The sequence below is a fragment of the Nonomuraea angiospora genome, assembly GCF_014873145.1.
GTDB lineage: Bacteria > Actinomycetota > Actinomycetes > Streptosporangiales > Streptosporangiaceae > Nonomuraea > Nonomuraea angiospora.
This window is the reverse complement of record NZ_JADBEK010000001.1, coordinates 3,190,489-3,203,854: the sequence shown is the minus strand read 5'-3', so window position 1 is coordinate 3,203,854 and position 13,366 is coordinate 3,190,489. Positions and strand designations below refer to the sequence as shown.

The window sequence follows — 13,366 nt, the reverse complement described above, 5'->3', positions numbered from 1 at the left end:
GCGTTGCCTGGGAGGCGACGAAAAGGTGATCGGTCGTTCTGGGGGGCTAAGGAGTCGTGCGGTTCCCGCCGCAGGAGGATCGGATGACGAGCCGGGGCTGCAGTTCGATCCGGTGGGCCGGGAGGTCGGGGTCGTCGATGCGGCGCAGGAGCAGTTGTGCGGCCAGCGCTCCGACCTGTGGTTTGGGCGGGGCCACCGCGGTGAGCGGAGGGTCGATCAGGTCGACGACGTCATCGTCGTAGGTGACGAGCGCCAGGTCGTCCGGTACCCGCAGGCCGAGCCTGCGTGCCTGGACGACGAGCGTCGCGGCGTCGCGGTCGCCGTGGCAGAAGACGGCGCTCACCCGGTGGTCGCGGCAGTCCCGGGCGAAGGCGAACAGTTCCTCGGCCGGCCACTCCGTGCGCCTGACGACCGCCTCGGCGACCCGTTCGACGCCCAACGCCCGGGCCGCGCGTTCGAATCCATCGGCGACGACGTCGGCGTTCCCGGTTCTGACCCGCCCGGCGAAACCGATCCTGGAGTGGCCGAGTCCGACCAGGTGCCGGACCGCGGTGTGAACGCCGCCGACATGGTTGGTGACGACGTAGGAGGTCGGGTCGTCCGGCTCCGGCATCGGCGGACGGCGTTCGACCAGCACGTACGGGACGGGCAGTTTGCGCAGGGCCTCGATGTGCGCCTGGGGGTCGTCCATGACGTTCAGGTTGGGCACGAGGATGAGCCCCTCGGCTCCGCTGTCGAGAAGCCTGCGGGTCTGGGCGTGCTCCAGGCCGGGTTGGTTCTCGGAGCTGGCGAGAATGACTCCGGCGCCGGCCGCGGTCAGCGCCTGCTCGATGCCTTCGATGACCCGCGGGTAGTAGTACGAGGTCGAGGGGACGAGCACGCCGATGAGCCTGCGGCCGGTCGGCGCGGGCCGGCTCACCACGTAGGTGCCCGAACCCTGCCGCCGCACCACGACGCCCTCGTCCACCAGGATCCCCACCGCTCGCCGGACGGTGTTGACCCCGACGCCGAAGGTCGCGGCCAGCTCCGGCTCGGTCGGCAGCCGGGCGCCGACGGGCCAGCCCTCGTCGGCGATCTGCTCCCGCAGCGCGGCCGCGACCTTTTCCGATTTCATTCCCTGAGGGAAGGAATTCGGACCGTTTGGCGGTGTCATGGCCGGAATCATGCCTGAGCCGCAATACACGGTCAATAGTTGTTTAACAGTTAATTTCGTGATTTCCTCCTGCCTGTCACCCTCTCTGAGGTGCGGCTTTATGGAATGAATTCCTTCCTTTCTGAAGGAGGAAAGTGCCCGGCTCGAGAATGACCGTGGACTCGGTCGAATGCTTTGTCCTGCACCTGCCCGCGCTCCGGGACTTCAAGATCTCCGGCGGCACCGTCACCCGCGCGGGCGGCGCGCATGCCCGTGTCCTGGTCCGCGTCGGCGCGGACGGCTTGACCGGGTGGGGAGAAGCCACTCCGGCCCCGACCTGGACCTACGAGACGACGGAGAGCATCGTCTCGACCATCCGCGGATACCTGGCCCCGGCCCTGCTCGGCCACCCGGCCTGGGACCTCGACGGCGCGGTCCGCCTGTTCGGGCGTGCCATCAGTCCCGGCTACACCCTCGGTGCCCCCTTGGCCAAGGCGGCGGTCGACGTGGCCCTGCACGACCTCGTCGGCCGGGCCCTGGGCGTCTCCATCGGCGAGCTCTGGGGCCAACGCCGGGTTGACGAGATCCCCCTGGCCTGGATCGTGTCGGGCGCCGACCCGGAATCGGCGGCCAGGGAGACGGAAGAGGGCCTGGCGGCCGGATATCGGGCGTTCAAGACGAAAGTGGGCAGCTCTTCTCCCGAACACGACGCCGAGCGGGTGGCCGCGGTCCGCGCCCGCGCGCCCGACGCGCCGCTCTGGATCGACGCCAACCAGGCCTACACCCTCGACCAGGCGCTCCGCCTGGCACGCCGCATCGAGCCACTGGCCGTCAGCCTGCTCGAACAGCCGCTTCGGGCCAACGACCCGATCGGCCTGAGCCGGCTGCGCGACCGGAGCCCGATCCCGATCGCCCTCGACGAAAGCCTGGTCCACCCGTCCGACCTGGCCACCTTCATTCATCTCGGCGCCCTCGACCTGGCCGTGGCCAAGGTCCAGCGAACCGGCGGCCTCCAGCTGTCCCGCCGCCTCTGCTCGCTGGCCGAAGACAGCGGCATCGGCATCGTCGGCTCCGGCCTAACGGACTCCGCCCTGGGCCTGGCGGCCTCCCTCCACCTGTTCGCGGCGTTCGGCATCACTCACCCGGCCGACCTCAACGGCCCCCAGTTCGTCCGATCGCCTTACGTACGCGGTCCAGACGTTGTGATCAGCAACGGCACCGCTCGGGTGCCCTCCGGCCCCGGCCTGGGCGTGGAGGTCGACGAGGACGCGGTCCGGGCCCTGGACGTCGCTCGACCGGCCTGGCCGTAGGCCGTGCGCAACCATCCGCGGGCGCCCCCGCCGAGAAGCCGCGACCCTCCGTTACAGGGACGCCTGGTGCAAGCCGGGTGAACGCGGAGCGAGCGGGTGGCGCCTGGCGAGGGCTGTGTCGTAGCGGTGCCAGATGAGCGCCGCCACGTCCGGATCCGGCCCGAGCGGGTCGCTCACCAGCCCCGCCCCCGCCGAAGCCAGCCGGTCGTGGAAGTGGCCGGGCGCGAGCACGTACGAGGCGATGGCCACCCGCGCGGCCGGGGTCGAGCCGAGCCGTTCCATGGCCTCCTCCAGGGACGGCGAGCCGGCCGAGGCGAAGGCGGCCGTGACCGGCCGGGCCAGGCGCACGGCGAGCCGGTGGGCGGCGGCGCGGACGTCGGCCAGGGCGGACGGGTCGGAGGAGCCCGCGGCCCCGAGCAGGACCGCGTCCGTGGCGCGCAGGCCGGCGCGCGCCAGCTTGCGGGCCAGCGCGGAGGTCAGCAGCCGGTGCGGCCCCAGCCAGCCGGCGATCACGGCGTCGGGGCGGCGGGAGGCGATGACCTCCGGCAGGTCGATGTGGGCGTGGTAGCCGCCCGCCAGCAGCAGCGGGACGACGACCACGGGTCCGCGGACGGCGGGCAGCACGTCGGACAGCAGGGGCGAGCTGATCTCGAGGTAGCTCAGCTCGACCCGGTGCCCGGGACGGGCCATCCTGACCGTCTCCGCCAGGGCCGACAGGGTCGACTCCCCGGCGGCACTGCGCGTGCCGTGCGCGGCCAGGACCAGCGTGGCCGTACGTCCCGTCACAGCCCCGCCTCGTACTGGCAGGCCAGCCGGTAGCCGCGCTTGACCACCGTCTCCACGATCCCGCTCGGCCCGAGCGCCCGCCGCAGCCGCGTGATCGCCATCTCCACCGCGTGCTCGGCCGAGTCGCGCGCGATGCTGCCGGGCAGCACGGTACGCAGGTCGGCGCGGGACACCACGTGACCCGGCTTGTCGGCCAGGCGCTTGAGCACCGCCATCGGGGCCGGGGGCAGCGGGCGCAGCTCGCCGTCCACCACCACCGCGTGGCCGCGGATCTCCAGCCGGTGCTCGCCCGCCACGAGCCGGGTCACCCCGTGCTCGGGCAGGTGCCGGGCCAGGGCGCGGGCCAGCGCGCCGAGGCGCGAGCGTTCGGGCTGCAGCGTCGGCACGCCGCGCGAGGTCAGCGGCTCGGCGGTGACGGGCCCGACGCAGGCGGCCACGACCGTCCCGCTGAAGGCCGCCAGCAGCGACTCCTCCAGCCCTTCCGAGCGGGCCGCGCCCAGCATCGCGTGCACGGCGGGCGCGCTGGTGAAGGCCACCGCGTCCACCGAGCCGGAGATGGTCTGGCTGATGAGGCGGCGCAGCGGCGAGATGTCGCGGTACGGCAGCCACCGGTAGACCGGGATCTCGATCACCTCGGCCCCCGCCTCGCGCAGGTCCGCCACGAAGTCGCTGAGCGGCTCGCCGTGCTGCTGCACCGCGATGCGCCGCCCGCGCAGGTCCTGGTCGAGCAGGTACTGCTTGACCTCCTGGCACGACTCGGTGGCAGGCGTCCAGTGGTCGTTGAGGCCGGCGGCGCGTACCGCGCCCCGGGCCTTGGGGCCGCGGGTCAGCAGCCGCGCGTTCGCCAGGTGCTCGCCCAGATCGGCCGACAGGCCCCAGCCCTCGGCGGCGGCCATCCACCCGCGGAAGCCGACGCCGGTGGTGACCACCACGTCGTCGAGCGGCTCGGCCAGGCTGAGCCGGGTCGCGGCGAGCAGGTCGGCGTCCTCGGCCAGCGGGACCAGCCGGATCGCGGGGGCGCTGACCACCCGGGCGCCGCGCCGCTCCAGCAGCGCGCCGAACTCCTCGCGCCGCCTCGTCGCGGTCACGCCGACCGTGAAGCCCGCCAGGGCGTCGGGGGCCGTCTCCGGGGAGGACCCGCCCTCAAGGGCAAGCACGCTCATGCCGGCACCTCCAGGTAGTCGAAGACGCCTGGCCGGGCCCCGAGCACCCGGCCAGGCATCACAGGCACGTGTGACGCAAGTGAGATCACCCTCCGATACTGCTTTCGGGTGGTTTCGCCCGCGGGTCCCCTCTGTTACCGCTGTGCTACAAGCCAGGTCCTCAGGGATTGGCGAGGCGCGGTCACGGGAAACGTTGACGGTGACGACGCGGCCTATCGGGGAGTAGCGGGTGACGGTCCGGCCTATTCGCACGTTCGACGATCCGGTGCTGCGTTCGGTCGCGGAGCCGGTCCAAGACTTCGACCGGGAGCTGCGGCGCCTGGTCAAGTCGCTGACCGCCACCATGCGCGCCGGCGCCGGCCGCGCGGGCCTGGCGGCGCCGCAGGTGGGCGAGCCGGTACGGGTGGTGGTCTACTCCTACGACGGCAAGTCGGGCCATCTGGTCAACCCGCGCCTCGAGCTGTCGGAGCGGCGGGTCACGGCCGACGAGGCGTGCCTGTCGGCGCCGGGGCTGTGGTGGCCACTGGAACGTTCCTACATGGTCACAGCGCGTGGCCGCGACATGCTGGGCAAGCCTGTGACGGTCCGCGCGCTGGGGGTGCTGGCCCGGGTGCTGCAGCACGAGGTCGACCACCTCGACGGCGTGCTGTTCAGCGACCACCTGGAGGCGGCCGAGCGGGAGCGCTTCCTCGCTGCGGCTCTTCCCGGCTGAGCCGGGGGGTCGGTCAGGCGGCCGAGCGCAGGACGAGCTCCCTGCGCTGCTGCGGGTCGGTGCCACCCCACACGCCGTACGCCTGCCGCGTGGTCAGCGCGTACTCCAGGCACGGCTCACGTACGGGGCAGCCGGCGCACACGTGCTTGGCCCGTTCGGCCTGTGACTGGCTGGGCCCTTCCAGAGAGATCGGGAAGAACAATTCCGGGTCCAGGTCGAGGCAGGCGGCCCTGCGGGTCCAGTCGAGCATCATCATGGTGCTGGCGCCTACCCACGCGACCTGCTCTCATACCTCCGCCGGCTCACCAGCGGCTCCAGCCGAGGGCGCGGGCCCACGGGGCGCTGATGGCCGGCACCGGCGCCTCCGCGTCGCTGAGCACCAGGTCGACGACGTCGATCAGGTCGTCCGCGACCTCGGTGGCCTGCATGATCTCCTCCTGGCGCGTCTGCGGGGTGGGGACCAGGATGCCCCTGGCGCCGGCGGCCCTGGCCGCCTCCATGTCCCTGCCGATGTCCCCCACGACCACGCAGTCGCGGGGGCTGACGTCGAGCACGGCGGCGGCCCTGATCACGAGGCCGGGCGCCGGTTTGCGGCAGGTGCAGCCGTCGGCGTCGTCGTGCACGCAGATCGCCCACGCGTCGAACGGCCCCAGCAGCTCCTCCACCCGGGCGTTCACCTGATCCATGTCGTCCGGTGACAGCAGGCCCTTGGCCACGCCGGACTGGTTGGTGACCACGGCCACCGGCACCTCGGCCCGTCTGAGCCTGGCCACCGCCTCCATCGCGCCCGGCATGGGCTCGACGAGCTTCGGGTCACCGTTGTACGGCACGTCCCTGATCAAGGTCCCGTCCCGGTCGAAGAGTACCGCGCCGGGACGTCGCTTTTCGAACACCTTCCACCTCCGTCGCGTGTCCGCCAGCTACCCGGGGCCTGACCGGGCAAACAACTACTCAACGTGACCAACTCCAGGCCGTTTCTCCTGTTTGCGCTGCTCAACGCTATGGGGAAGGTTGGAGCATCGCTCCTCTCGGTAGCGGTTCCCGGCCTCTGAGGGGGAACGATGAGGTTTCTCGGCATCGACGCGATGTTCCACGACCCGGCCGCCACCTGGTGCCCGCGCGCGCAGGCGGCGACGAGCGGCCGGATGCCGGGAGCGGTGCTGTGCGGTTCGCCCCCGCGCCGCAGGATGCGAACCGTCCCGCGCGCGTCGGCCAGGAAGCCGGTCGTCCGCGCCGCCGGCCGCCGCGGCCCGGACGACCGGGGCCGGGTGCTGGTGGCTCGGCTGGACGGCGCCGGCGACGTGCTGCTGGCCGGGCCCGCCGTCAGGGCCGTGCGCACGCTGGCCCGCGAGGTCGTCTTCCTGGCCGGCCCCGGCGGCAGGGCGGCGGCCGAGCTGCTGCCCGGCGTGGACCGGGTGATCGAATGGCGGGCCCCGTGGATCGACCACACCCCGCCGCCCGTCACCAAGGGGCAGGCGGCCGACCTGGTCGGCAGGCTCGCGGGCGTGGACGAGGCGGTGATCCTCACCTCGTTCCACCAGTCGGCGCTCCCGCTGGCGCTGCTGCTCAGGCTGGCCGGCGTCCGCAGGATCACGGCCATCAGCAACGACTACCCCGGCTCGCTCCTGGACGTGCGGCACGTCGTGGACGAGAGCGTCGACGTGCCGGAGGCGGAGCGGATGCTGGCGGTCGCCAGGGCGGCCGGGTTCGAGCTGCCGGCGGGCGATGACGGCAAACTCGCTGTTCAGCGGCCATTGCCGGATATCAGCGCAAATTTGGGGCACCTGCTGGGGGCCGGCGCCGGCGCGGATGCCGGCAAAGGCACGTACGTCGTGGTGCACCCAGGGGCATCGGCCCCCGCGCGGACCTGGCCGGCCGAACGGCATCGGCGGACCGTGAGGGAGCTGGCGCAGGACGGACACCGGGTCGTCGTGACCGGCAACGAACGTGACCTCACCGCCTACGTGGCCGGCGAAGACGCCGCCGACCTCGGAGGCGTGACCACCTTCGCCGAACTCGCCGCCGTCATCGACGGCGCCAGCGTGCTCGTGGCGGGCAACACCGGCCCCGCGCACCTGGCCGCGGCGGTCGGGACACCGGTCGTGAGCCTGTTCGCCCCCGTCGTCCCCGCGGCGCGGTGGGCCCCGTACGGGGTGCCCACGGTGCTGCTCGGAGACCAGGAGGCGCCCTGCCGCGCGAGCAGGGCGCGCGACTGTCCGGTGCCCGGGCACCCGTGCCTGTCTCACGTGACAAGCGAGCAGGTGGTCAAGGCAGTAAGGGAGCTGACGCAGTGAAGATAGATCTCATCTCCGAGCACGCGGACCCGCTGGCGCCGGTCGGCGGCGTCGACTCCGGCGGCCAGAACGTCCACGTCGCCGAACTGGCCCGCGCGCTGGCCGGGCGCGGGCACACGGTCGTCGTCCACACCCGGCGCTCGTCCGAGCGGCAGCCCCGGTCGGTCATCATGGCGCCGGGCGTCACGGTCGAGTACGTCACGGCCGGCCCGCCGGTCCCCCTCCCCAAGGACGAGCTGCCCCCGTACCTGGGGGAGTTCGCCGCGCGCCTGGCCGACCGCTGGGCCGCGAGCCCCCCGGACGTCGTCCACGCCCACTTCTGGATGAGCGGGCAGGCGGCGCTGCAGGCGGCCGGCGGGGTGCCGGTGGTGCAGACGTTCCACGCGCTCGGCACCGTCAAGCGGCGCTGGCAGGGCGACGCCGACACCAGCCCCGCCCACCGGATCGACACCGAGCGCGCGATCGGCAGGCGCGCCGACGCCGTGCTGGCCACCTGCGGCGACGAGGTGGCCGAGCTGCGCGCGATGGGCGTCCCCGAGCGGCGCATCGCGGTCGTGCCGTGCGGGGTGGACCTGTCGGTGTTCCGCCCCGACGGGCCCGTGGCGCCGGGCACGGGCGGCAGGATGATCCTCAGCATCGGCAGGCTGGTGCCGCGCAAGGGCGTGGACACCGTGATCAGGGCGCTGCGCCGGATCCCGGACGCCGACCTGGTGATCGCGGGCGGCGGTGAGGACGACGAGGAGGCGGTCAGGCTGTACGAGCTGGCGCGGGCGTACGGGCTCGAACGCCGGGTCCACGTGATCGGCAGCGTGCCGCGCGAGCACGTGCCGGCGCTGATGCGCTCGGCCGACGTCCTGGTGGCGGTGCCGTGGTACGAGCCGTTCGGCATGGTGGCGATCGAGGCGATGGCGTGCGGCGTGCCCGTCGTGGCCTCGGCGGTCGGGGGGCACCTGGACACGGTCGCCGGCTGCGGCGTCCTGGTGCCGCCGCGCCGCCCGCGCGCCCTGGCCAGGGCGCTGAGCGACGTGCTCGACCACCCGCGCAGGCGGGCGGAGCTCGCCGCCGCCGGGGCGCTCAGGGCCCGGGAGAGGTACGGCTGGGCGCGCGTGGCCGAGCTCACCGAGGCGGTCTACACGCAGGTCATCGACGGTACGGTGGGCCGCCTGGCCGCTCTCGGAGGCTGAGCGCCTAGCGCTCGTTCCCGGCGCGCAGCCAGCCCAGGTAGTCGGCGACCGCCCGCTCGGTGTCGTAGGCGGGCTCGTATCCCGTGTCCTCACGCAGGCGGGTGATGTCGAGCCAGGTGTCGCGCGCGGCGGGGTCGCGGCCCTCGGGGAGGCCGACGCGGGCGTCGGGGACGAGCTTCCTGATCGCCGCGGCGACCTCGCCGTTGGTCGTCGCCCTGCCGGAGGCCACGTTGTACGTGCGGTGCGACAGCCGGTCCGCGAGCTGGAGCAGGGCGAGGGCGCGGCCGCAGTCCTTCACGTAGCACAGGTCGATGCCGTCCTGCGCGTACGCGCCGGCGCGCAGCGCGGACAGGTCGGGTTCGGTGCCCCGGGCGGACGCGTGCACGAGCTGGGGCGCGGCGAAGAACGGCGACTGGGGGTGGCCGAGCGGGCCCCAGATGGCGCCGATGCGGTAGTGGACCACGTCGAGGCCCATGGCGCCGGCCAGATGGTCGCCGAGCAGCTCGCCGATCTTCTTGAACGCCGGGATCGGGTGGGGTGACATCATCGGCAGGGGGAGGTCCTCCTTGAGCGCGCCCTCGCCGGTGACGCCGCCGTACACGCCGATCGTGCTGGCCAGGCCGAGCCGCGCCACCTGCCACTCGCTCGCGGCGCGGAACACGTTCAGGAGGCTCCGGATGGACTTGTCCGCGCCCTCCAGGGGCTGGTACGCACCGGGCGGCCACGGGATGGAGCCGGCCAGGTGCAGGATGCCGGTGATCTTGTGCCGCTCGCCGACGGCCAGGAGGGCCGCCTCGTCGGTGAGGTCGGCCTGTTCGACGACGACGGGCGCGTTCGCGAACCTCTCGGGCAGTACGGCGGGCCTGCGCTGGACGAGCACGCAGGATTCGCCGAGGTCGAGCAGGGCCTGGGTGGTGTGCGTGCCGATGAAGCCCAGCCCGCCGGTGATCAGAATCATGGTCAGCTCTCCAAATCATCAGTGAGACTGACAATCAGTCTAGCCCTTAGAACCGGTAATGGAGAACGACGTTCCCCTTCCGCGACAGTGCCGCGCTGGGGGCGGTCAGGCGGTTCATCAGCCGCAGCCAGGCCGGGAACCCGGCCACCTCCGGCTCCCGCGTCATGAGGACCTCCTTGACCAGCTTCAGCTTCGGGTGCCAGCGTTCGGGCTCCCGTGGGTCGTCGAGTCCGGGGAACTTGGAGACGTCGACGACGTTCCTGCCGACGGCGACCCGCTTCTGGGCCCACACGGCGAACCTGCTGTAGCCGTTGAAGGCGATCTCGCCGGTGGGGAAGTGGCCGATGAGGCGGTTCACCAGCGCGATCATCTCCTCCAGGGACAGGAACGCGATCAGCCCGTCGGCGACGATCACCGCCGGCCGGTCGGTGGGCAGGCCGTCCAGCCACGCGGGGTCGGTGACGTCCGCGGCGAGGTCGTGGGGCCTGGCGTCCTCCGGCAGCAGCCGCCGCCGGGCGGCGACGACCTCGGGGAAGTCGACGTCGTGCCATGCGGCGGTGGGCGGCGGGGCGACGCGCAGCGCCCGGCTGTCGAGGCCGGTCCCCAGGTCCAGGCCGATCGCGTCAGGGTGGCGGGCGAGGAAGCGCCGGGCGATCTCGTCCAGCTTCCTGGCCCGGTGCGCGATGTAGAGGGCGCTGGAGGAGGGGATGTGGAGCTTGCCGTAGTCGTAGCCGACCTTGCGGACGATCTCGTCGGCCATCCGGTCGCCCAGGACGGGGCGCGGCAGGCGGTTGTCGAGCGCCCTGCCGCACAGCGTCAGCCACAGGGTGTCCTGGAGGGGGGTCAGAGCGGGAAGCGGGGTCGCCATCATTCATTCATCCCTGTTCTCTTGAGCGGCTGCTCTCCTGGGCGGCCTCCCAGGCGGCCTTGGCCGCCTTCAGCGGCGCGTCGTCCGCGTACAGGCCGTGGGTGAAGAGCTCCAGCGTGGGCAGCGTCATCCGGCGCAGGACCTCGGGGCCGAAGCCGTCGTGCCCGAGCGCGCGCGTCAGCGGCGGGGCCATGGTCAGCGTGGCCAGGCTGGTCAGCACGGTGAGCACGGCCAGCGCCCGAACGTCCGAGGACGGCCGCACCGAACCTTCGGCGATCCCGGCCCGCAGGATCGACTCCGACTCGGCCACCAGCGCGTCGGCGAACCTGGCCCCCGCCGGGGTGTCCTCCTCGATCGCCCGGACCATGTAGCGCACCTGGAGCTGGTACTCCTCCGGGTTCGCCATGAACTCGCCCAGCAGGCCGGACGTCCCGGCCTCGTGCGCCCGGCGTACCAGCACGCCGAGCACATGGTCGTCGCAGGCGCCGCGCAGCTTCTCCTTGCTGCCGAAGTGGTGGATGACCAGGGCGGCGCTCACGCCCGCGGTGGCGGCGACGGCCCGCAGGTTCGTCTTCTGGAAGCCGTCGCGGGCGAAGTGGGCGATGGCCGCGTCCCGGATCTTGGCCTGGGCGGTCAGGTCCGCATGCGCTGAACACATGTTCAGCATGCTAAACGCGTGTTCAGTCTCTTGGCCAGAGCATGCGAAACCCCCGGCCCCGCCCGCGGGATCGCCGCGGGCGGGGCCGGGGTGCTGTCGCCGTATGTCCGTCTCTGGATGTCAGGCGGGCCGGAGCGCTGTCGCCGTATGTTCGGATTTCAGGCGGGGACGGGATCGAGGCGCAGCTCGCGAACGATCTCGCGAGCACTGGCCTCCAGCGTCGGGCCGGCGTCGGCCCCGACGAACATCTCGAGATAGGCCCGGTGGAAGCAGCCCGCGATCAGCAGTCGCGCGCTGGCCTCCGGGTCCACCTCGGGCCCTATCCGCCCGAGGTCCTGCTCGGCCGCCAGGTACGCGGCCAGCGGTGCGACTTCGGTGCGCGGCCCCAGCCCCGTGTCGCGGACGGCCTCGCGGAAGCGGACCGTCACCTTCGGCGAGGTGAAAGCGGGAAGTGCCGCACTCTGTACGTCGATGTAGTAATTAATGCCCGCTCGGGCAACAGGGAGAAGGTTGTCCGCTACGCTCCCTTTTCCGATGCGATAAGAGAGATCGTGAAGAATGCTCAGCCAGAGCGGAAGGCGGTCCTGCAGCAGCGCGAGGAAGTGGTCCACGGAGCCCCCGGAGCGGTCCTCCCGCAGGGAGACGGCCATCTCGAGGACGCGGCGCCTGGTGTCCTGACTTCTTTGGTGCGGGTCAACTTGGGAAGTCGCCATGGCGTGCCTAACGTGCGCGGTCAGTTGAGTAGGCATCACGGCGCGAAGCCGAGGGGTTTTCTGGATTTATCGGGTTTGTGTCTGGAGCCCCAGCATGGTGCAATCTTGTACGGCCCCGATTATTACCCGAAATCCCGAAAATTTCGCGGTTTTTATCCCTGAGGGTTAGCTGTCAGTGTCCCGGTCCCGGCGGCGCAGGTAACGCTCGAACTCCGCCGCGATCGCGTCGCCGCTGGCCTCGGGCAACTCGGCGGCGTCCTTGCGCTCCTCCAGCTCCTTGACGTACTCGGCCACCTCGCTGTCCTGCGAGGCCAGCTCGTCGACGCCGCGCTCCCACGCGCGGGCCTCCTCGTCGAGGTCGCCCAGGGGCATGGGGATCTCCAGCACGTCCTCCAGGCGGCGCAGCAGCGCGAGCGTCGCCTTCGGGTTGGGCGGCTGGGCGACGTAGTGCGGCACCGACGCCCACAGCGAGATGGCGTCCAGCCCCGCCTCGCCGAACGCGTGCTGCAGCACCCCGACGATGCCGGTCGGGCCTTCGTAGCGGCTCAGCTCCAGGTTGGTCGAACGGGCCAGCCCCTCGTCCGTGGCGCCCCCGAGAATGGGCACGGGCCGGGTGTGCGGCGAGTCGTTGAGCAGCGCGCCCAGCATGACGGCCAGCTCGATGCCCAGCTCGCGGCAGATCTCGATGATGTCGGCGCAGAACGAGCGCCAGCGCATGTTGGGCTCGATGCCGCGCAGCAGCACGACGTCGCGCTCCAGACCCGGCGGGCGGGCGCGCAGCAGCCGCGTCGTCGGCCACACGATCGAACGCGTCAGCCCCTCGCCCATCTCCACGACGGGCCGGGTGACCTGGAAGTCGTAGTAGTCGTCCGGGTCGAGCGCGATCAGCGGCTCGGCCTTCCAGGCGGACTCGAGATGGGCGATCACACCGCTAGAGGCCTCGCCCGCGTCGTTCCACCCCTCGAACGCGGCAATGAGCACCGGGTCTACGAGCTCGGGGAGCCTTTCGAGCTCTATCACGTGTCGCCTCCTCTCTCCATCGTCTTGCTTAGCCTATGCGGTCGGGAGTACTCGGCGTCACCGATCTCCCCGCGAACGCGCAACCCGCCTGTCAAGCGCGAACGCGCCATCCCCGTGCCCTCAGGCGAACACCTCACCGCGCCTCCCCACCACCCATCCCAGCCCGCCACCACGCCCGTCCGAAACCCCTGCACCACCCCACGTCACCCATACCTCCTGCACCTTTATCCCGCCTCCAGCACCCGCAACCCCTCCAGCACCCCCCACACTCGGCCGCCGCCCGCATCGCCGCGTCTCTCCTGCACTCCTGCGCCTGCCAGCCGCCCGCATCGCCGCGTCTCGCCCGCACTCCTGCACCTGCTCGCCGCCGGCACCGCCGCGTCCCTCCGGCGCTGCCGCACTCGTCTGCCCGCCCGGGCTCCCGCGCCTCTCCGGCGTTCGCCCCCTCCGGCACTCCTCCACTCGGCCGCCTCTGGCGTTGTCGATGCCTCTCCATCGCCCGCAACCCTCCTGGGCCGCCGGCCCTTCGCACCTCGCCGGCCGACGTCGCCCGCATCCCCGCCCGCTG

Annotated in this window: 14 protein-coding genes; 4 read left to right on the top strand and 10 right to left on the bottom strand. The window is 72.3% G+C overall.

The genetic code is table 11. The features are described from left to right. Positions 1 to 46: 46 nt before the first annotated feature. Positions 47 to 1,114: a GntR family transcriptional regulator gene (locus tag H4W80_RS14605; RefSeq protein ID WP_225963448.1), complete on the bottom strand. Its 1,068-nt coding sequence runs from the start codon at positions 1,112 to 1,114 to the stop codon at positions 47 to 49. 173 nt (positions 1,115 to 1,287) lie between these two features. Between H4W80_RS14605 and H4W80_RS14600 the strand changes: the two genes are divergently transcribed. Then, positions 1,288 to 2,442: a mandelate racemase/muconate lactonizing enzyme family protein gene (locus H4W80_RS14600; RefSeq protein WP_318786863.1), complete on the top strand. Its 1,155-nt coding sequence runs from the start codon at positions 1,288 to 1,290 to the stop codon at positions 2,440 to 2,442. Positions 2,443 to 2,493: 51 nt separating this feature from the next. Here H4W80_RS14600 and H4W80_RS14595 read toward each other — a convergent pair whose 3' ends face one another. Together H4W80_RS14595 and H4W80_RS14590 are read right to left on the bottom strand one after the other, a co-directional pair. Then, positions 2,494 to 3,228, bottom strand: coding sequence for a sirohydrochlorin chelatase (locus H4W80_RS14595; protein ID WP_192785592.1), 735 nt, complete (start codon positions 3,226 to 3,228; stop codon positions 2,494 to 2,496). Next, positions 3,225 to 4,391, bottom strand: a complete 1,167-nt coding sequence (locus H4W80_RS14590; protein WP_192785591.1) for a uroporphyrinogen-III synthase — start codon at positions 4,389 to 4,391, stop codon at positions 3,225 to 3,227. Before H4W80_RS14590 ends, H4W80_RS14595 begins: the two co-directional genes overlap by 4 nt. Before the next feature lie 229 nt (positions 4,392 to 4,620). Here H4W80_RS14590 and def point away from each other — a divergent pair, with 229 nt between their 5' ends. After that, on the top strand, positions 4,621 to 5,103 hold the full coding sequence (gene def, locus H4W80_RS14585) for a peptide deformylase (RefSeq protein ID WP_185076873.1): 483 nt from the start codon (positions 4,621 to 4,623) through the stop codon (positions 5,101 to 5,103). A gap of 13 nt (positions 5,104 to 5,116) precedes the next feature. Here the strand turns inward: def and H4W80_RS14580 are convergent, their stop codons facing one another. Together H4W80_RS14580 and H4W80_RS14575 are read right to left on the bottom strand one after the other, a co-directional pair. Further along, positions 5,117 to 5,359 carry a WhiB family transcriptional regulator gene (locus H4W80_RS14580; RefSeq protein WP_281398346.1) on the bottom strand — a complete coding sequence of 81 codons (243 nt, stop codon included), beginning with the start codon at positions 5,357 to 5,359 and terminating at the stop codon, positions 5,117 to 5,119. A 46-nt stretch (positions 5,360 to 5,405) separates the two neighbouring features. Further along, the gene (locus H4W80_RS14575; protein WP_192785590.1) at positions 5,406 to 5,996 is read right to left on the bottom strand and encodes a D-glycero-alpha-D-manno-heptose-1,7-bisphosphate 7-phosphatase; all 591 of its coding nucleotides are present in this window, start codon (positions 5,994 to 5,996) and stop codon (positions 5,406 to 5,408) included. Between the two features lie 168 nt (positions 5,997 to 6,164). Between H4W80_RS14575 and H4W80_RS14570 the strand changes: the two genes are divergently transcribed. Together H4W80_RS14570 and H4W80_RS14565 are read left to right on the top strand one after the other, a co-directional pair. Next, positions 6,165 to 7,397, top strand: coding sequence for a glycosyltransferase family 9 protein (locus tag H4W80_RS14570; protein ID WP_225963447.1), 1,233 nt, complete (start codon positions 6,165 to 6,167; stop codon positions 7,395 to 7,397). After that, positions 7,394 to 8,581 carry a glycosyltransferase gene (locus H4W80_RS14565; protein ID WP_192785589.1) on the top strand — a complete coding sequence of 396 codons (1,188 nt, stop codon included), beginning with the start codon at positions 7,394 to 7,396 and terminating at the stop codon, positions 8,579 to 8,581. The genes H4W80_RS14570 and H4W80_RS14565 overlap by 4 nt, the downstream gene beginning before the upstream one ends. Before the next feature lie 4 nt (positions 8,582 to 8,585). Here H4W80_RS14565 and H4W80_RS14560 read toward each other — a convergent pair whose 3' ends face one another. The 5 genes from H4W80_RS14560 to H4W80_RS14540 all read right to left on the bottom strand — a co-directional run bounded on the left by H4W80_RS14560 (position 8,586) and on the right by H4W80_RS14540 (position 12,798). Continuing rightward, entirely contained in the window at positions 8,586 to 9,539 is a 954-nt protein-coding gene (locus H4W80_RS14560) for an NAD-dependent epimerase/dehydratase family protein (RefSeq protein ID WP_192785588.1), read from the bottom strand. A 46-nt stretch (positions 9,540 to 9,585) separates the two neighbouring features. Continuing rightward, positions 9,586 to 10,410: a class I SAM-dependent methyltransferase gene (locus H4W80_RS14555; protein WP_225963446.1), complete on the bottom strand. Its 825-nt coding sequence runs from the start codon at positions 10,408 to 10,410 to the stop codon at positions 9,586 to 9,588. Positions 10,411 to 10,414: 4 nt separating this feature from the next. Next, a complete protein-coding gene (locus H4W80_RS14550) occupies positions 10,415 to 11,065 on the bottom strand; it encodes a TetR/AcrR family transcriptional regulator (protein WP_192785587.1) in 651 nt (216 codons plus the stop codon). A 158-nt stretch (positions 11,066 to 11,223) separates the two neighbouring features. Continuing rightward, positions 11,224 to 11,715 carry a TetR/AcrR family transcriptional regulator gene (locus H4W80_RS14545; RefSeq protein ID WP_192785586.1) on the bottom strand — a complete coding sequence of 164 codons (492 nt, stop codon included), beginning with the start codon at positions 11,713 to 11,715 and terminating at the stop codon, positions 11,224 to 11,226. 228 nt (positions 11,716 to 11,943) lie between these two features. Next, positions 11,944 to 12,798 (bottom strand): PAC2 family protein, encoded by an 855-nt coding sequence (locus tag H4W80_RS14540; RefSeq protein WP_192785585.1) that lies wholly within the window; start codon positions 12,796 to 12,798, stop codon positions 11,944 to 11,946. Between the last annotated feature and the right edge of the window lie 568 nt (positions 12,799 to 13,366).